The organism is Bacteroides celer, from assembly GCF_002632415.2.
In the GTDB taxonomy this organism is placed as follows: Bacteria; Bacteroidota; Bacteroidia; order Bacteroidales; family Bacteroidaceae; genus Bacteroides.
In genome coordinates, this window is the sequence record NZ_CP178209.1 from 2798239 (window position 1) to 2816827 (window position 18589).

The following is an 18589-nucleotide window of genomic DNA, read 5'->3' on the forward strand; positions in this document are numbered from 1 at the left end:
GAAAAAGCCACGCAGCATCTTTATTTTAATCATATAGCATGTTTGAAAAAAACATTTTAATGATTGTATTCAAACATTGGGAAGAAAAAAAGATTCTATTAGCATGATTTTTTAGAAGACAATGATGAAATATAATTTAATAATATCGATTATGAATTTACGGACAACTTTTCTCGTCTTTCTTTGCTTCTGTGCAACCACAATTCTCCGTGCCGAGCGTGTGGATATGTTGAAGACCGGTGCAAAAGCAAATGGTAAGGCTCTTAATACAAAGCTAATCAATTCAACGATTGATCGTTTGAACCGTGGCGGCGGAGGTACTCTTTTCTTTCCTGCCGGGACTTATCTGACAGGAAGTATTCATCTGAAAAGCAACATTACACTGGAGTTGGAAGCCGGAGCTACTTTGCTCTTTTCTGACAACTTCGATGACTATCTTCCTTTTGTCGAGGTTCGTCACGAAGGAGTGATGATGAAAAGTTTCCAGCCTTTGATCTATGCGGTAGATGCCGAGAATATTACCATCAAAGGAGAAGGAACTTTGGACGGACAGGGAAAGAAATGGTGGATGGAGTTCTTTCGTGTCATGATTGATTTGAAAGATAACGGCATGCGTGATATAAATAAATATCAGCCGATGTGGGATGCAGCAAACGATACGACAGCGATTTATGCTGAAACGAATAAGGATTATGTAACTACGTTGCAGCGTCGCTTTTTCCGTCCTCTGTTTATCCAGCCCGTTCGTTGTAAGAAAGTAAAGATTGAAGGAGTGAAAATTATCAATTCTCCTTTCTGGACGGTGAATCCTGAATTTTGCGATAATGTAATAATAAAGGGGATAACTATTGATAATGCCCCTTCACCAAATACAGACGGGGTTAATCCGGAATCCTGCCGCAATGTGCATATCAGTGACTGCCATATATCAGTGGGGGACGATTGCATAACAATCAAGTCCGGAAGAGATGCGCAGGCCCGTCGTTTGGGAGTACCTTGCGAAAATATCACCATAACCAACTGTACCATGCTTTCCGGCCATGGAGGCGTTGTTATCGGCAGTGAGATGAGTGGAAGTGTGCGTAAAGTGACTATTTCCAATTGCGTATTTGACGGAACGGATCGTGGAATCCGCATCAAGTCAACCCGTGGAAGGGGAGGAGTCGTTGAAGACATTCGCGTTAGCAACGTTGTTATGAGTAATATTAAACAGGAAGCAGTCGTGCTGAATTTGAAATATAGTAAAATGCCTGCGGAACCAAAGAGTGAACGCACTCCGATCTTCCGTAACGTACATATCAGTGGAATGACTGTGACAGATGTAAAGACTCCAATCAAAATAGTGGGTTTGGAAGAAGCGCCGATATCTGACATTGTTTTGCGTGATATTCATATTCAGGGAGGAAAACAGAAATGTATCTTTGAAAATTGTGAGCGTATCACGATGGATGATGTGATCGTCAATGGTGAAGAGATTAAAATGTAATCCTGCTCTGCATCTGATGTCTTTATGATGACTTACTTAGAATCAAATAATTAAAAATGAAACGAATCCTTTTTACCATGCTTCTTGCCGCATCTCTTTCGGCTGAAGCGCAGACACAAACATACGAGACGGAATTTGCCCGTCCCTTGAATGAAGTACTGACGGATATTCAAAACCGTTTCGGAGTCCGCCTGAAATATGATATTGATACAGTGGGAAAAGTGTTGCCTTATGCCGACTTTCGTATTCGTCCTTATTCTGTAGAAGAATCCCTGACGAATGTATTGGCACCTTTCGATTATAAATTTGTCAAACAGAAAGGAAATATGTATAAGCTAAAAGCGTATGAATATCCACGTCGTACGGATGCAGACGGAGAAAAGATGCTGGCTTATTTGAATACTCTTTATGCAGATCGACAGGCTTTTGAACTTCGCGTTGATTCTTTGAAAAAAGAAGTGCGTCAACGTTTGGGTATCGACACTTTACTAGCTCAATGTGTTAAATCCAAACCTATTCTTTCGAAGATACGTAAGTTTGATGGCTATACAGTGCAGAATTTTGCACTTGAAACACTTCCCGGCTTATATGTTTGCGGTTCTATCTACACACCTCAATCAAAAGGAAAACATGCGTTGATTATTTGTCCTAACGGACATTTTGGTGGCGGACGTTATCGTGAGGACCAGCAACAACGTATGGGCACTTTAGCACGTATGGGAGCTATTTGTGTGGATTATGATTTGTTCGGATGGGGAGAGTCGGCTTTACAAGTTGGCAGTGCGGCACATCGTAGTAGTGCGGCGCACACTATTCAGGCAATGAATGGCTTGTTGATTCTTGAGTCTATGCTTGCTTCCCGTAAGGATATTGATACCAGTCGTATCGGTACAAATGGTGGTTCAGGAGGGGGCACTCATACTGTTTTGTTGAGTGTATTAGATGATCGTTTTACTGCTTCTGCTCCCGTGGTGAGCCTTGCTTCTCACTTTGACGGTGGCTGTCCGTGTGAAAGCGGAATGCCCATTCAACTTTCTGCAGGAGGAACCTGTAATGCGGAGCTAGCTGCTACTTTTGCCCCTCGTCCACAACTCGTGGTATCTGATGGTGGCGACTGGACGGCTAGTGTTCCTACTCTTGAATTTCCTTATTTGCAACGAATTTATGGATTCTATAACGCGAAAGACAAAGTAACGAATGTACATCTCCCCAAGGAGAAACATGACTTTGGTCCGAACAAACGGAATGCTGTTTATGATTTCTTCGCAGACGTGTTCAAGTTGGACAAAAAGATGCTGGACGAAAGCAAAGTTACCATTGAACCGGAATCTGCTATGTATAGTTTTGGAGAAAAAGGAGCTTTGCTTCCCGAAGGTGCAATCCGGTCATTTGACAAGGTAGCCGCCTATTTTGACAAGAAGACCTTTGCTGATTTAAAATCAGATGCTTCTCTTGAAAAGAAAGCCATGGACTGGGTAGCTTCTTTAAAGTTGGATGATGAGAAAAAGGCAGGTTTTGCGGCAACAGCTATTTATAACCATCTTCGTAAAGTTCGCGACTGGCACAATGAGCATCCCTATACAACAATTCCCGAGGGTATCAATCCTCTTACAGGCAAGCCGCTTTCCAAGCTCGACCGTGAAATGATTGCAGATTCTGCTATGCCGAAAGAAGTACATGAAAGGCTAATGAAAGAGTTACGCAGAGTATTGACTGAAGAACAGATAGAACAAATCCTCGATAAATATACGGTAGGTAAAGTCGCTTTTACCTTGAAAGGTTATCAGACCATTGTGCCCAATATGACAGAGGAGGAAACTGCTTACGTCCTGGAACAGTTGAAGCTGGCTCGCGAACAGGCTATTGACTATAAGAATATGAAGCAGATCTCTGCCATCTTCGAAATTTATAAAACCAAATGCGAACAGTATTTCAATGAGCATGGTCGTAACTGGCGTCAGATGTTCAAGGATTATGTGAATAAACGACAGGAAGAAAAGAAGGCTCAAGAAAAGAAATAGAATTACTTGATTTGAATATAAGAAGCTAAAAAAGGTAGCAATCCGTATGATGTAGAGGATTGCTACCTTTTTGTTTTAACTATCCCGGATAGGGATCTTATTTTAAATTCTTATGATTGTTGTGGTATACTAAATTTCTTTTGAAATGTAACACTTAGTGTCTGCAAAATAACAGATAAGATAATCATCCCGAGCCCGGAATAAAAAGCAATATTCAGTTCTTTGGCCTCATTGAAAATAATCATGGCCAGAATGATGCTATATATAGGTTCCAGATTATAACTTAAATTGACCGTAAATGCTGAAATCTTTTTCAGAACCTGAATTTGCAATAAATATAGTCCGACAGTACAGAAAGAAGCGAGTAATAGTAGATTGATTAAGTCTCCCATACCGGGCACGATAGTGGACACCGGAAAATAATGCAAATAGAAAGGAAGAATACAGGAAACTCCAATAAATCCGCCAAACATCTCATACAGTAACAGGGCACTTGAAGCATGATTCTTTGCCGTCTTCTTATTGGTTATAGTAAATAGCGCCGCCAATGCAGAAGATATAATACCTAATGTTATTCCCATACGATAACGAGTATCAAAATGGAATATCAGGACAATTCCGAATAGGGTAAGCAGGCTGAATGTAACTTCTTTCAGTGACACTCTATGCCGATTAATCAGTGGCTCCAGAAAAGCCGTAAAGAAACCCACCATTGAGAAACAAACCACCCCGATAGAAACATTGGAGGCTTTGATACTTCCATAGAAGAATATCCAATGCAGTGCCAACAGTACTCCGACACCACTAATCTTTAGTATTTCTTTCAAAGGAAGTTTTGGTAACTTTTTCGCAAAGTATAGAATACCTGCCAGTATCAAAGTTGCAAACATCATTCTCCACCAGACTAACAATCCCTCATTGAGTGTTATCAACTTCCCGAATACTCCTGTAGCGCCTGCAATAATAATGGATATATGCAGCTTGATGAAAGCTTCTTTCATTTTATGATTACTCTATAATTAACTATAAGCCTATTGAGGCCGCAAAGTTACTAAATTCTTTTGTTTATTATTTGAACAGTGTGTTTTTCTTCGATTAACAGATTCTTAAATTGATTTAAACATCTTTTTCGCAGAAAATGTGTTATTTTGTGGATGGCTAATAGAAATATATATGATATGGATAAGCAAAAAGTAGCATTGGTCCTTTCTATGGGAGGAGCACGTGGAATAGCGCATATAGGAGTAATTGAAGAATTGCTCCGTCACAATTTTGAGATCACCTCTATTGCAGGAAGCTCGATGGGAGCTATGGTGGGGGCGATGTACGCTTCAGGAAAAATGGAAGAATGTAAGGAGTGGCTATATAGTTGGGATAAACGTAAGATGTGGGAATTGGCGGATATTACTTTAAGCCGGGATGGATTGGTGAAAGGTGACCGTTTTATCAAAGAACTGAAACAGATTATTCCGGACATGAATATTGAAGACTTGCCTGTCCCTTATGTAGCAATGGCTACGGATATTGTCCGCGATCAGGAAGTGAGGTTTGACAGGGGGAGCTTACATGAAGCTATCCGTGCATCTATTTCTATCCCCATGCTTTTCCGTCCGTTGAGAAAAGACGGTATGGTTTTGATTGACGGAGGCATTCTGAATCCTCTTCCATTGGCTCATGTAAAACGCATTGAAGGAGATATCCTGATAGCTGTCGATGTGAATGCACCCCTCGATTCCGGAAAGAAAAAGAAAATATCTCCTTATAATCTATTGACAGAATCTTCAAGAATGATGATGCAACAAATCACTCGTTACCAGATAGAGCGTTGTCAGCCGGATATCTTAATTCAGATGTCCGGTGATACCTATGATATGTTGGAGTTTCATCATGCAGCCTCGATAGTGAAGACAGGAGTGGAAGTTACCCGAAGCGTGTTGAAAGAATTTCTCGACAATGAATAATATGATACTTTAAATTACTCCAGATAAATCATCTTTTTCGTCATTCCTCCGTCAATCGTGATATTTTCTCCATTGATGAAATCATTGTTTTCTTCACAGAAAAACAAACACATACGGGCAATATCTTCCGGTTTGCCTACCCGTCGCGAAGGATGTTGTGAATGATCTTCCGGCCGGAGTTGGTCATAATCATGAGTTTGTACCCATCCCGGAGCAATAGAGTTGACGGTGATATTCCATTCGGATAACGACAAGGCCAGTGCATGAGTTAAAGAATAGATACCACCTTTCGAAGCTGCATAACCTTCACTTCCTGGTTCACTCATCAGGTAACGTGTGGAGCAGATATTGATAATCCGGCCGTATGGATTAGGAGAAGACTGTTCTTTACGATGTATGGCAAGCAGGCGGGAGGTGATAAATACAGGGCGTAGGTTGATAGAAAGAATTTTGTCGAAATCCTCTACGCTCGTTTCGGTGATAGACGAAAATTGACTAATACCGACGTTGTTGACAATAATATCAATATCATTCCATTCGGAAAGAATACGTTGCATGCAACTTTCAAGCGCATCCTTATCGCTGACATCGACTTTATGGAATATAGATCCGGTTGCTTTTGCAGTCTCTTGTCCCGCTATTTCATTTATATCACAAAAAGCGACTTGATCGCCGGACAGGCAAAAAGCTTCTACTATTGCCTTGCCTATACCTTCCGCTCCTCCTGTTATAAATACTCTTCTTTTGGAGGGAGATGATTTTGAGGTCATTGGAGTACACGAAGCCGATTCGGTCGGATGAACTGTTGTAGATTTCTTCTTACCATATTTCTGTGCTTGTTTCCAAGCAGCCTTTCTGGCTTCATATTGTTCCTGTTGCCTTTCTATATAATTATCTGCCATCGTTCTTTTTTATTTCTTGGCAAATGTAAAATATAAAATGGATAAATACAAAGAATCGACCGCTCTTTTGCGGACAAAGGAGCGGTCGATTTTATTCAGATGACGGTTCAATTTAAAACTTCGTCGGATCTATCTCTGCATATTTAATTCGTTGGCGACGCCAAGTGTATATGGCATGCAGTTTCCCGTCTTTTCCCTGAATAATACTGGGATAAGAGTACTGGCTGATCGGACTATCTTCCAATGTAAGAACAGGCTTCCAGTTGATGCCATCTTCTGATATTGCCACACAAAGCGGAGTACGCGGACCTTTCGGAGTTCCGGGTAATGTAGAGAAATTATTGTAGATAAGTATATGTCTGCCGTCTTTCATTGTCACAGCATCCGTTCCGGAATTATTATTCGGAACATCCAGCAGCGTTACTTTACTCCACGTATCACCATTATCGCTGCTCCATGCAGTTGCTACTTGTGCGTTACGTGTACGGCAGAGTACCTGTAATCTTCCGTCTTTATGTTTCAGAATACTAGGTTGTATCGCATAAACAGGTTTGGCTCCTTCTCCTCTGATCGCTTCTCCTCCTTCCTGATCGTCCACATTCATGCCACCTTTTTTACGGTTTTGAGTGGGGACGGATAACTCGGCATCCAATGGACCTACCATCTTCCAGGTCTTGCCTTTGTCATCGGAAATCTCGAAGTGGACACGCCATCCGTTACTTCCTTCCGTACTGGAAGGGCAGATGATACGTCCATTGATATATTCCGGTTTATTCTTAATAGGTCCAAGAAAACCTTCCGGAAGCGGTTCACGTTTGCTCCAAGTCTTTCCTCCGTCACGTGAACGAACCAGCCATCCTGTCCAATCACTCACTTTCAGACCTATTTTATAGAATAAAATCAAGTCACCTCCGGGAATCTGGAAAAGAACCGGATTCCAACAAGCTTTTCTGCGGGCAATAAGTTTTCCTTTCTCATCTTTCACAGGTGTACAAGTTGAATCGATTCCAGCCAATACAGCTTGTGAATCTTTGATCGAGAACACACCGTCAGCGGCAAGTTTTGGGGCAGTCCATTCTTTGGAACCTTTCGGCTTACGACATACCCAGATGCAACAATCCGGATTGCGTTCTTTGGTGCCTCCGAAGAAAGAGGCTACGAGATCACCGTTCTTCAGTTCTACAATTGTAGCTCCGTGACATTCGGGGAAAGAAGCTTTTTCGTACAGGAATTCATCACTTAGAATAGCCGTATTCCGGGTGGGGATGTCTACACTGAAGTGATATTTTCCCGATCCGATCTTTTCCTTCCGTCCATCTGGTAGATGTACTTCGCCTGTTGTATTGGCAGGAAGCTCGATATCCCATTCCAGGTGAGTAGGAGTCTTTGCCCACCGACTGGTTATTTTCCCGTAGATACTCATGTATGATGCATCTACATTGCTTAATTCCTGGATTTCAAAAGCCGGTTGGAAAACGATATGTTTGTAACCGGACTTCCAGCGGTCTGCACGAATACCTGCCAGATTATTGAAACACCAAGGTAATAAATCGCCTAAAAGCATCACGTGATTACCACTGTTCATTTCAGGATTGGCTGTATCACCATTCCATAATTCCCAAATAGTGGTAGCACCTTTTTCAACCATATATCCCCAGGAAGGATATGTTTTATTGGTAGCCAGTAAATAAGCTACATCGGCATGTCCACGGCGGCTTAATTCACGTAATAACCATTGTACACCGATTACTCCAGTACTTATATGTCCTTTGTTGGTCGTAATAATAGAAGCTACAGCATTTTGGGCTACTGCATTGATCTGATTTTTAGGAACCAGTCCGAAAGCAAGTGGCAAAATATTGGCAGTAACCGTGTTGTTGCCATAGAAAATACTATCCGGATATAAGGCATGCCCCGGTACGGGAGAGGTACTTTCTTTTACATGCAAAAAACGAGCATTGAATGCATCTTTTATGCGATGTTCCAAATCTTCCCATTCTTCTGCATCAGCTTTCAGCCCTTGCAGACTTGCAAAGCGGTGCATCAGTTGTAACACTTTTAGATAATAGGCGGTTGCAATCAAATCTCCATCAGTCTTGCGGGATGGGTCTTTACTGTGAATCAACTCCAATGATTCGGGTGGAACGCACCAGTCACCATATTTATCTTTGGTGATGATATATTCCTCTGTCATGTAGTATTCGCGGATATGAGATACCCATTTTTTGATAGCCGGATAATTCTCCTCGATCGGACGTTTGTCTCCAAAATTTGTGAAAAGCATGTCGCAGGCCATAGGTAAAGCGGCAGGCCAGGTCACATTATCCGAGTAATAATTCCAGTATGCCGGGGCCACATCAGGAATACAGCCGTCTTCCCGTTGTGCTTCGCGAATGTCACGCGTCCATTTGGTGTACATTGCATAATTATCGAAAAGCATACTCTCTCCCCAACACCCCATGGTACGGTCGCCCAACCATGGTTGGCGTTCATTCCGTTGTGGACAGTCTACCGGCATACCTTTATAATTACTCCGGATTCCCCAGAATGCATTACGGATAATCTTATTCAGAGTCTCGTCAGAACAGCTGAAAGTTCCGGTATGTTCCATTTCATCTTCTACTACCTCGGCAACGAAATCTTCAGCCTTCGCATTCGGATAACCACTAACTTCTACATAGCGAAATCCATGATAGATAAAACGAGGTGCCCAGGTAGCATCTTTTGTTTCACGTCCACTGACAACATACACATCTGTAGAACGGGCATCCCTGAAATTTCTGGTGTAAAGTTCACCGTTGCTTTGCTGACTTTCTGCGAAACGGAGGCGGATACTGTCACCAGCCTGTCCTTTAACTCGGAAACGTACCCATCCTGCCATATTCTGACCGATATCCAAGATATATTTATTGCCGAGCTTTTTAATGGAAACAGGTTTCAACGTTTCTGTGACTTCCATACCCGGCATCATTTGCGCACGCAATGTTCCCGAAGGAATGCTCACACGTTGTGCCGGCATCCAGCTTTTATCATCATACCCGGTTTGAGTCCAGTTTCCTAACTCTTTACGGGCGTCGTACTCTTCACCATCGTATTCATTATTACTACGAATAGGACCGTCAGTAGTCAATTTCCAGGTAGTGTTTGTAGCAATCGTTTCTTTGCTGCCGTCTGCATATTCCACAATCAGATTCAACCGAAGTTTAGGATAGCCGAAAGTCGGTATCTTATACGGTTTATAGTTTTGGCGCATCGTATAGAAACGACCATTTCCGAGAGTTACTCCAATAGCATTCTCTGTTTGAAGCAACGATGTGACATCATAGGTGTTGTACAGAATCGTTTTCCGATAGTCGGTAGGAGCAGGAGCCAGAACCTGATTGCCGATACGTTGTCCGTTGATAAACAGTTCATACAATCCCATTCCGGCGATGTGCACAGTGGCACGTTTCACTTCTTTCTTCAATGCAAATTCTTTGCGGAGATAGCGAGCTGCCAAGCGGCTCCATTGTGTTTCGCTGTCTCCGGGAGCAGCTTTATCCAAACCGATCCATTGCCCTTGCCAATCTGCTTCATTAAACAGTCCTGTAGTCCAGAAAGCCGGAGTACTCCAATCTGTTGTCCCTTTGTTGGTGTCGATTTTCACTTTCCAATAGTAGGGAGCATTACGCTTTAGCGTTTTTCCCTGATAAGCGATCCATTGGGAAACGTCAGATTCAATCTTTCCTGAATCCCAGATATCCCCTTTTCCTTGTTCCAATAGCTCCGGGGTAGATGCAACAAGAATGTGATACGCAGTTTGTATCACATTCTGTTCATTCGATTCGATGCGCCAACTCAATCGAGGTTGGCGCACATCAATACCTGCCGGATTTTTCAACTGTTCTGTTCGCAGGTCAGTGATACCTATGGCTGCGTATATGGACCCGGTAAAGAGCAGAAGAGAAAATAGGAATAATATAAATATTCTTTTATTCATGAGCATAAGTTATATAAAAAGAGTAATTGCTTACTTTGGCACCGAATGGAAACTAGGCTCCGGCACCTTGCCGGTCTGGTAACTCTGTCCAGTCCTTTTCCATATAGTTTTTACTGCTGTCCACTACAATCAGGATATGATCGTTTCCACTGCAATAACCACTGTCATGTTGAAATTTGTGCACTCCGTTATCAAATTCTCCGATGTATTCCAGTTTACCGTCTTTCGTAGTGTACCACCAGGCATTCTTTTTCGCACCGCTAATTTTATTGAAATCAACTTCCATTGGACGTCCGGTGTAGTTGTATACCATCAGATAATCATTACCACGTGTAGCAATGGCGCGGTCATAGCGTTCTCCATTCTGTCCTACGATGACAGACTGATCGGGTATGCGTTCGAAGAACGGGAAAGTCAGCATCAGGTTTTTCAGATACTTCATTTGATTGTAACCCGGATCATCCAGTGCTTCATACCAAGGCTTTTTAGCGCCATAAGCACCACCTACACCCGGTTTGATAAATTGCATGATAGAATTATGACCGTATGTATGTCCGAAAGAACCGGCAAATACCGACCAGTAAGCATACCGGCGTACATCATAGTCTTTCCAGAGCAATTCATTCTCATCATGCAGGCCATGAGGAATTTCTTCGTAAATCGGTTCACCGTCAATCACGGGTTTCATAGGCTTCATGGCCAAGCTACGCTCTACGAAACGCCAGTTATCTTCTTCCGTATTTTCTTCGATAGGATAATCACCGTCTCCGAAACGTTGTCCGTAGCGGCGGTGTCCGCTTTGAAACATGTTGAAATCCAACCAGGGAGCATTGTTAAACCAAGTAGCAGAAGTTGTTCTTCCACGCGGATGGAATGTCATCAGGTGATTCTTGTCGATAGCTTTGATAGAAGTGGCCAGAGCTTCCCATTCAGCGGTTTTCACATCGCCACGGATGTCTCCGCCGATAAACCAGATAATGTTCGGTTCGTCCTTATAACGTTCTGCCAGAAACTTACCGTATGCTTTTGCCTGGTCAACAGTCATTTCACCCCGGTTCACAGGACTTCCCCAAATACAGACCATACCAATATACAAACCCTTCTTTGCTGCTGTACGGATAATATAATCCATGTGATCCCAATAACCGTATACACCTTTTTGATTGATGTTTTTGAAGTTATATCCGTCAATCATCGAATACTGTCCGTAGATATTCATAGATGGAACATTATTCAATGTTTGAACCTGAATCACATTATATCCGCGGCGTTTACATTGTTCCAGATAATATTCGGCTTCATCCCGGTTCAAGCGTTCGGGTAATAACCATCCCGTTTCGCCTAACCAAAAGAAAGGAGCACCGTTTTCATGTTTCAGGTAACGTCCCTCTTCGGAAACTACAAGCTTTCCGTTGTTCCAGGGAATGTACGTCTTTTGCGTTTTCTTCTGTGCTGCTGCCGGGATAACTAAAGTTAGCAACAGCAATAAGAGAGGAAGAATCTTGAATTTTCTCATTGTATTTTATCGTTTTTAGTTTATTACTTTGTGGTGAGTTTCTCGTATTCAATAGCAGCCAGAATAAATGAACCGACCGATTTCGGATCATTCTCTATGATCGGTTCACTGATATAATATTCAAATGAGCCGTCACGGTATCTTTTCGAGTCTCCGCCCAATCCTGCCACTGCACAGCAGTTAGTGATTGTATAGCTACCATCTTCTTCAAGACGGGTGAATGTCTTTACCATTCCATCAAAGGCTTTCTTTGTCGGTTCGATATATTCGTTGCCAAGATATCCTTTATTGATAGCTTTGGCGAGAGTGTAGACAAACAAGGCAGTAGCAGATGACTCCAGATAATTACCTTCCCGTGCTCCCTGATCGGTCACCTGATACCAGGTTCCTGATTGAGGATCCTGATATTTAACAATCGTTTTTGCCAATCCTTGCAAAATCTGTATAATACTGTCGCGTCCGGCAGTTTCCTGTGGCAGGAAGTCCAGTACATCTACGATAGCCGCTCCGTACCATCCGATGCTGCGACTCCAGAAATTAGGAGAGCAACCCGTTTCGGGATTTGCCCATTTCTGTTCCCGGCTTTCATCCCATCCGTGATAATACAATCCTGTTGCAGGATCATAAGTCTTACTATTTATTAAAAGAATCTGCTTCTTCGCTTCGTCAAATAAAGCCGGTTCATTGAAAGTGGCTCCATATTGAACCAGATAGGGAGAAGCCATAAAGATTCCGTCCAGCCACATTTGATGAGGGTATCTCAATTTATGCCAGAACCCTCCTTCACTGGTGCGGGGCTGCTCTGTCATTTGTTTGCGCAAAGTATCCATGGCAATTTTGTAACGTTCGTCTCCGGTCTGTGCATAAAGATCAAAAAGAATCTTTCCGCCGTTGACGTTATCAATATTGAATGAAAGATATTTCATGGTTTTGATACGTCCGTCGGCATCAATCAAGCTATCCGCATAGATCTTGGCATAATCATAATATGTGCTATCTCCGGTATGTTTCCATTCTTCCAACATGGATTTCACTACCAGTCCGTGGGTATATCCCCAACGTGGTTTCTTAGCTTTTTCAATCATCCAGAGTTCGGGGAAACGTTTCATTTCGGAGCGTGCCATGCGTTCACTCCATTTTTCCGTTTCTACTTTTTGAGGTGCTGTGCATGCCAGGAAACAAACCGTTCCACAAGCCACCATCAGTTTTAATAAGTTTTTGTTCATATCGGTCGAGTTATTATTTTCCAATCAATATATATTCTTGCCCTGCTTTGGTAGGCAGATCATAGATGTAAGTTTCTGCAATTTCCACCTTATTCAGGTTTGCCTTTTCATTAATCAATGGTTCGGGAATAGTGGGAACAGCATAAAGAGGATTCGGATTTTCACCTTTGGCACGCTTCAGCCCCTTGCCTGTTAATGGGTTGAGTGAACGTAAGCGACAGTTACCTCCCTTATGAGATTTCACAACCAAACGGCTTACTTTTCCGTTTTTCCAGCTCAAATCAAGCTCGAAACCTCCACGTGCAATAATTCCTTTGATAGAACCTTCCTGCCAGACGGTAGGAAGTGCAGGAAGCAGATAAATAAAACCATCGTAACTTTGCATCAACATTTCTGCAATACCTGCGGCACAACCGAAGTTTCCATCAATCTGGAATGGCGGATGCGCATCGAACAGGTTAGGATAGGTGCCTCCTTTTTTCTTCTCATTGCGCACAAGAGTCAACTGATCTGTAATCAGTTTGTAAGCATGGTCACCATCAAGAAGGCGTGCCCAGAGGCAAACTTTCCATCCCATGCTCCATCCGGTCGACGGGTCTCCGCGATGAATCAGAGAAGTACGTGCTGCATCGAATAATTCAGGAGTACGATAAGGAGAAATCTGATTGCTGGGGAATAGTCCGTATAAATGAGAAATGTGGCGGTGTACATCCTTCGGGTCATCCCAGTCGAACATCCATTCCTGTAGTTGTCCCCAGTGTCCTACTTGCATAGGAGCCATTTCTTTGAGACGTTGGGCCAGGTGAGTGGCAAATTCCTGATCTGTGTCCAGTATTTGAGAAGCAGATATAATTGTTGTCCAAAGATCGAAGACCAATTGGTTGTCCATGGTGCATCCGGCAGCTGTTGTGGCTTTCCCATTACTCCCCGAATGTACATTCTCCGGTGAATTACTGGGGCAGACTACCAACCAGTTGTGTACCGGCTCTTTCACCATGATTTCATCAAAGAAACGTCCGGACTCTTTCAGTATCGGGTAAACAGAACGCAGGAACTCAATATCTCCGGTGTATAGATAACGTTCCCAGAGATGTCGGCAAAGCCATGCACCACCACTGGGCCACATACCTGAAGGAGCTTTATCAACCGCCCCTGTGATGCGCCATATATCCGTGTTATGATGTAATACCCATCCGTTGGCTCCATACATAACCTTAGCCGTCTCTTTTCCTGTATCGCTAACCTCTTTTATCAAGCGGAATAACGGTTCATTCAACTCACTTAGATTTGTTACTTCCGAAGGCCAGTAATTCATTTCCAAATTGATATTACAAGTATATTTGCTGTCCCAGGAAGGGAATAATTTATCATTCCAGATTCCTTGCAGGTTGGCGGGCTGTCCTCCCGGTTGGGAAGAACAGATCAGCAGATAACGTCCAAATTGGAAATAAGTGGCAACCAGATGGGCATCATTGGTGTTCTTGAAATTTTCCACACGCTTATCGGTTGGCACATTTGAATATTGGTCTTTTCCTAAATCGAGAGAAACGCGTGTCAGGTATTGCCGATAGAAATCAATGTGATTCTTCTTCGATTCGATGAATGGATGAACCATTGCTTTCTCCAAATAGTTCTTTGCCCGTTCTATCTGATTACCGGTGATGTCTTGATAATTATTGAAATTAGTTGCAATAGATACATAGACGATTGCTTCGTCAGCTTTCTCAACAGAAAGTATCCCATCGGCACAAGCTATTTCTCCACCTTTATTTTTAGCAGTCAATCTGCCTTGAAATTCCACTTTCCCTTTCAATCCCTCATGCAAGGAGGATACTCCTGAAAGAGTTACGCAGTTTCCTTCTTCAGAAGCGATCATTACGTCCTGGTGAGGCGAAGTCAGTTGAGCGTTAAATGTAATTTGTCCGGGACGATTGGCAGTCAGTCGCACCATTACTACCTGATCGGTAAATGAAGTAATCGTTTCGCGTTGATATTGCACTCCGTCTACTTCATAACGCACTATCACGCGGGCTGAATCCAGACTTAACTCCCGATAATAGTTGGAATAACGGGTATGACCGGGAAAGGCAATTCGCAAATCACCGAAACTTTGATATGGCATTCCGGAATTCGTCTTTGCCATCACTTTTTCTGTAGCGAGAGTCTGTGCTTCCAGGTATTTTCCGGCAAAAACAAATTCACGCACTTTGGGAATATACTCCAGCGCGTCCGGATTAGCATTGTTATTGGGGCGTCCTGCCCAGATAGTTTCTTCGTTTAGTTGTATTTGTTCTGTCCCTGGTGTCCCATAAACCATGGCTCCCAGGCGTCCATTTCCCAAAGGTAGTGCTTCTGTCCATACCTGTGCCGGGCAGTCATACCATAGTTTATATTCTTGTGCAGACACATTCGTTTCCTGCGCATGAATGCAGCCCACAGACATCAGTACAAACAAATACCCGATTAATCTCTTTTTATTCATTTCCATCTAACTGCTTTTATACTTTTATAAAAGGACGTTTAATAGGGAATTTTGTACCTAGTATGTAGGCAAAAGAAGTTATGACGATGGAAAGTTATTTAATAAAAAGAACACTTATGGAAACGAATAAAAGAAAAGACCCTCTAAAATAAATTTAGAGAGTCTCTATTTAGAAATTTGGAATGTTATTATTTCAAATGCTTTCCATAAAACTCTGTCAACTTTTTGACAGCTTGATCCACATACTTAGGAATGTCATACAAATCGTAATGACTGGCCCCCTCTATAACCAACAAATCCTTTTCACAAGTTGCCCGTCGATAAAGTTCCTGTCCGTCTTTGTATGAGCCGAATGCCCCTTGTTTATCGCCAACTATGATTTGCAGAGGCTGTGTCAACAATTGTTCTACCAGATTGAAAGCGTCAAACGCCAAGACGGATGCCATGCTGACAAAACGAAGTTTGTTGCAGGATGTGGGATATTCTCCTCTGGGTGTTCTGTAGTACTCTACAGCTTCCACGATATCTATATCCGTTATTCCCTGTTTCTCCCTTTCTTCAGGGCTACTTGGTGTCCAATTGATAATCATAGGCTCTGCACCATTAGCTTCCGCTGTACGCTGCTTACCGATTGCCTCTAATGTTTGAATAGGATTATTTTCACGATATATTCTGCCTATATTGGCACCTACCACTGTACCTACTGCTTTGATACGATGCTCTGTCATGGCTGCATTTACAGAGTAGCCGCCTCCGGCACAAACACCTAATACTCCAATACGATCCGGATCAACGAATTCCAACGTTGTCAGATAATCCACTGCACTTCGTATGTCCTCCACACGTGCAGCCGGTTCCTCAATATATCGAGGTTCTCCGCCACTTTCTCCCTGATAAGAAGCATCAAAAGCAAGAGTTACAAACCCATGTGCTGCCATTTTTCCGGCATAAATGCCCGCAGTCTGTTCTTTTACGCTACTTCCGGGATGTACACAGACGATAGCTGCATACTTCTTATTATCACTGAAATCATTGGGTAAATAAAGATTCCCCGCCATATTGATAGCGCGATTCTTGAAAGTTACATTCTTCTTCATTGTAGATAGTTTTTAGATTCTATTATTATTCGTACTTTTTACTGATGCAAAGATACGGAGGATAGAATCTAACAGTTTTTCCCTTTGGCTCAAATGTCCTTTTCTGAAAAGCTCAATATGAAAAAGATCTTAATGTGTCGGCGTAAAACCGAACTGCTTTTTGAATGCAGTAGTGAAATGTGATCTATTCTTGAAACCGACATCAAAACATACATCCGCAATCTTTTCGCCACCCTCTTTTATTTTCTCGTATGCCACATTCAAGCGCTTTTGCATAATCCATTTCTGGGGAGATAAATTGCTGATCTTTTTGAAATCCCTTTTAAAAGTGGCAAGACTGCGTCCGGTGTATAAAGCAATTTCACCTATGGACAAATCATACATATAATTCTCGTTCAGAAAATTGATGATATCAATCTTCCAAGGTCCTGTAAAATCAAACAGAGTAGGGTAGAAGCTCTTATCCATATAAAGGAGAGTAAGCAACCCTTCCTGCAGTTTTAGCTTCATCAATTCGTCATTTGGCTTGTTGGAAGAGTCAAAATAAGGAATCATCGACAGGAATATACTGTCAATATCTGCAGACTTGGATAATTTTACAACCGAATTTTGAAATGGAGCGAGCTGTGCGCATATCTCTTTCTTATCCAATGCTTTGTAGCGTTTAATCAGGAAATCCCGGTTGAACTGCATCGTGATTCCTTTGTACTGCTCTCCATTATAAGGTCCTTTAGTAATCACCACCTTGTGGTCCCGGCGGATAAACACACATTCCCCGGCAGTCACAGTCAGTTCATCCCCTTGCTCCGTAATCGACATCTTTCCCGAATACACATAGATCAGCAAATGCGATACAGCTTTATGAGTACATACCGTGTCATCATTCACTAGAAAACTGAAGATGATGTCGGAATATTTAAATATAATCGTCTCTTTTGGTTGCATATTCACAATGATTCTGTTTCAAAGATAACTATTTTCTTGTAAATTGAAATATACTTCCTATATTTGTCAGTAGAATATTTAATAAGAAGAAATTATGAAAAGTTTTAATGTTACATCTATGCTAGTGGTGCTGATGTTCTTGTGCTTTACAGGAATACAGGCACAGACCGTTACTCCTAGTAAGAAATATATCACGAAAGAACTGAATAACGTGAGTAATTTCAGTTCAATCAGAGTTCTGGGTAGTCCCGACGTTGAGTATCGTCAGAGTAGTGATTCTAAAACAACAGTTTCTATATATGGATCAGATAATCTGGTTGACCTGTTGGAAGTATCTACAGTAAATGGAGTGCTGCAGGTAAATATAAAGAAAGGCGTTAAGATTCTTAGCGGAGAACGCCGGTTGAAAGTGATTGCCTCTTCTCCTTCATTGGATGATGTAGATATTAAAGGATCGGCCGATGTATATCTGAAAGGTACCCTCAAAGGAGCTGATTTAAATCTGAATATAACAGGTTCCGGAGATATTGAAGCCGAAAATCTGCAATATACCAATCTTTCTGCTTTTGTAAAAGGTAGTGGAGATATTAACGTGAAGAATGTGAAGGCCACTACTGTAAAAACGATAGTTAGCGGTTCCGGCGATGTGGAAATGAAAGGTTCTACTCAAATGGCTATGCTGACTGTGAATGGTTCCGGCGATATCAGTGCCGACAAGTTGACTGCTACTAATGTAGTTGCTACTGTTTCAGGTTCCGGTGATATATCTTGTTACGCTTCCAAACAGTTGGACGCAAAAGCCAGTGGCAGCGGAGATATTGAATATAAAGGAAATCCTTCTATTGTAAATAAGCAAGGCAAGAAAGACTCAATTTCCGGCAAGTAAGAAATTAGATCTTTGCAGAAAGCGGGTAAATATGTGCTATGTTACATATTTACCCGCTTTTTTGCTATAAACAAACATAATACATGAT

The 18589-nt window shown here is 42.2% G+C and carries 12 protein-coding genes; 4 read left to right on the forward strand and 8 right to left on the reverse strand.

Annotation, left to right across the window (positions count from 1 at the left end):
• Positions 1 to 151 precede the first annotated feature (151 nt).
• Both CJF29_RS11255 and CJF29_RS11260 read left to right on the forward strand, forming a co-directional pair.
• Positions 152 to 1486: a glycoside hydrolase family 28 protein gene (locus tag CJF29_RS11255; RefSeq protein ID WP_008999530.1), complete on the forward strand. Its 1335-nt coding sequence runs from the start codon at positions 152 to 154 to the stop codon at positions 1484 to 1486.
• Positions 1487 to 1542: 56 nt separating this feature from the next.
• Positions 1543 to 3507: a DUF3826 domain-containing protein gene (locus tag CJF29_RS11260; protein WP_099146889.1), complete on the forward strand. Its 1965-nt coding sequence runs from the start codon at positions 1543 to 1545 to the stop codon at positions 3505 to 3507.
• 110 nt (positions 3508 to 3617) lie between these two features.
• On the opposite strand, the gene CJF29_RS11265 is transcribed toward CJF29_RS11260, so the two are convergent.
• The gene (locus CJF29_RS11265) at positions 3618 to 4508 is read right to left on the reverse strand and encodes a DMT family transporter (protein ID WP_008999532.1); all 891 of its coding nucleotides are present in this window, start codon (positions 4506 to 4508) and stop codon (positions 3618 to 3620) included.
• 153 nt (positions 4509 to 4661) lie between these two features.
• On the opposite strand from CJF29_RS11265, the gene CJF29_RS11270 reads away from it, so the two are divergent.
• The gene (locus CJF29_RS11270; RefSeq protein WP_032853583.1) at positions 4662 to 5468 is read left to right on the forward strand and encodes a patatin-like phospholipase family protein; all 807 of its coding nucleotides are present in this window, start codon (positions 4662 to 4664) and stop codon (positions 5466 to 5468) included.
• 14 nt (positions 5469 to 5482) lie between these two features.
• On the opposite strand, the gene CJF29_RS11275 is transcribed toward CJF29_RS11270, so the two are convergent.
• From CJF29_RS11275 to CJF29_RS11305, 7 genes are all read right to left on the reverse strand, one after another.
• Complete coding sequence (locus CJF29_RS11275) at positions 5483 to 6370, reverse strand: SDR family NAD(P)-dependent oxidoreductase (RefSeq protein WP_074638041.1); 888 nt, start codon at positions 6368 to 6370, stop codon at positions 5483 to 5485.
• 112 nt (positions 6371 to 6482) lie between these two features.
• On the reverse strand, positions 6483 to 10349 hold the full coding sequence (locus CJF29_RS11280; protein ID WP_099146896.1) for a family 78 glycoside hydrolase catalytic domain: 3867 nt from the start codon (positions 10347 to 10349) through the stop codon (positions 6483 to 6485).
• Positions 10350 to 10401: 52 nt separating this feature from the next.
• Positions 10402 to 11865, reverse strand: a complete 1464-nt coding sequence (locus CJF29_RS11285; protein WP_074558308.1) for a glycoside hydrolase family 140 protein — start codon at positions 11863 to 11865, stop codon at positions 10402 to 10404.
• 23 nt (positions 11866 to 11888) lie between these two features.
• On the reverse strand, positions 11889 to 13091 hold the full coding sequence (locus tag CJF29_RS11290; protein ID WP_074558343.1) for a glycoside hydrolase family 105 protein: 1203 nt from the start codon (positions 13089 to 13091) through the stop codon (positions 11889 to 11891).
• Positions 13092 to 13104: 13 nt separating this feature from the next.
• Entirely contained in the window at positions 13105 to 15573 is a 2469-nt protein-coding gene (locus tag CJF29_RS11295) for a glycosyl hydrolase family 95 catalytic domain-containing protein (protein ID WP_176553151.1), read from the reverse strand.
• Positions 15574 to 15761: 188 nt separating this feature from the next.
• Complete coding sequence (locus CJF29_RS11300) at positions 15762 to 16670, reverse strand: alpha/beta hydrolase (RefSeq protein ID WP_074558311.1); 909 nt, start codon at positions 16668 to 16670, stop codon at positions 15762 to 15764.
• A gap of 129 nt (positions 16671 to 16799) precedes the next feature.
• Positions 16800 to 17615, reverse strand: coding sequence for an AraC family transcriptional regulator (locus CJF29_RS11305; RefSeq protein WP_008999540.1), 816 nt, complete (start codon positions 17613 to 17615; stop codon positions 16800 to 16802).
• A 94-nt stretch (positions 17616 to 17709) separates the two neighbouring features.
• Here CJF29_RS11305 and CJF29_RS11310 point away from each other — a divergent pair, with 94 nt between their 5' ends.
• Complete coding sequence (locus CJF29_RS11310; protein WP_074558313.1) at positions 17710 to 18501, forward strand: head GIN domain-containing protein; 792 nt, start codon at positions 17710 to 17712, stop codon at positions 18499 to 18501.
• Positions 18502 to 18589 lie beyond the last annotated feature (88 nt).

Excerpts from the sequence above, each read along its gene's own strand:
- CJF29_RS11290 (WP_074558343.1), bottom strand. The coding sequence starts at position 13,091 with ATGAACAAAAACTTATTAAAACTGATGGTGGCTTGTGGAACGGTTTGT.
- CJF29_RS11265 (WP_008999532.1), bottom strand. The coding sequence starts at position 4,508 with ATGAAAGAAGCTTTCATCAAGCTGCATATATCCATTATTATTGCAGGC.
- CJF29_RS11285 (WP_074558308.1), bottom strand. The coding sequence starts at position 11,865 with ATGAGAAAATTCAAGATTCTTCCTCTCTTATTGCTGTTGCTAACTTTA.
- CJF29_RS11300 (WP_074558311.1), bottom strand. The coding sequence starts at position 16,670 with ATGAAGAAGAATGTAACTTTCAAGAATCGCGCTATCAATATGGCGGGG.
- CJF29_RS11255 (WP_008999530.1), top strand. The coding sequence starts at position 152 with ATGAATTTACGGACAACTTTTCTCGTCTTTCTTTGCTTCTGTGCAACC.
- CJF29_RS11260 (WP_099146889.1), top strand. The coding sequence starts at position 1,543 with ATGAAACGAATCCTTTTTACCATGCTTCTTGCCGCATCTCTTTCGGCT.
- CJF29_RS11305 (WP_008999540.1), bottom strand. The coding sequence starts at position 17,615 with ATGCAACCAAAAGAGACGATTATATTTAAATATTCCGACATCATCTTC.
- CJF29_RS11295 (WP_176553151.1), bottom strand. The coding sequence starts at position 15,573 with ATGAATAAAAAGAGATTAATCGGGTATTTGTTTGTACTGATGTCTGTG.
- CJF29_RS11310 (WP_074558313.1), top strand. The coding sequence starts at position 17,710 with ATGAAAAGTTTTAATGTTACATCTATGCTAGTGGTGCTGATGTTCTTG.
- CJF29_RS11275 (WP_074638041.1), bottom strand. The coding sequence starts at position 6,370 with ATGGCAGATAATTATATAGAAAGGCAACAGGAACAATATGAAGCCAGA.
- CJF29_RS11270 (WP_032853583.1), top strand. The coding sequence starts at position 4,662 with ATGGCTAATAGAAATATATATGATATGGATAAGCAAAAAGTAGCATTG.
- CJF29_RS11280 (WP_099146896.1), bottom strand. The coding sequence starts at position 10,349 with ATGAATAAAAGAATATTTATATTATTCCTATTTTCTCTTCTGCTCTTT.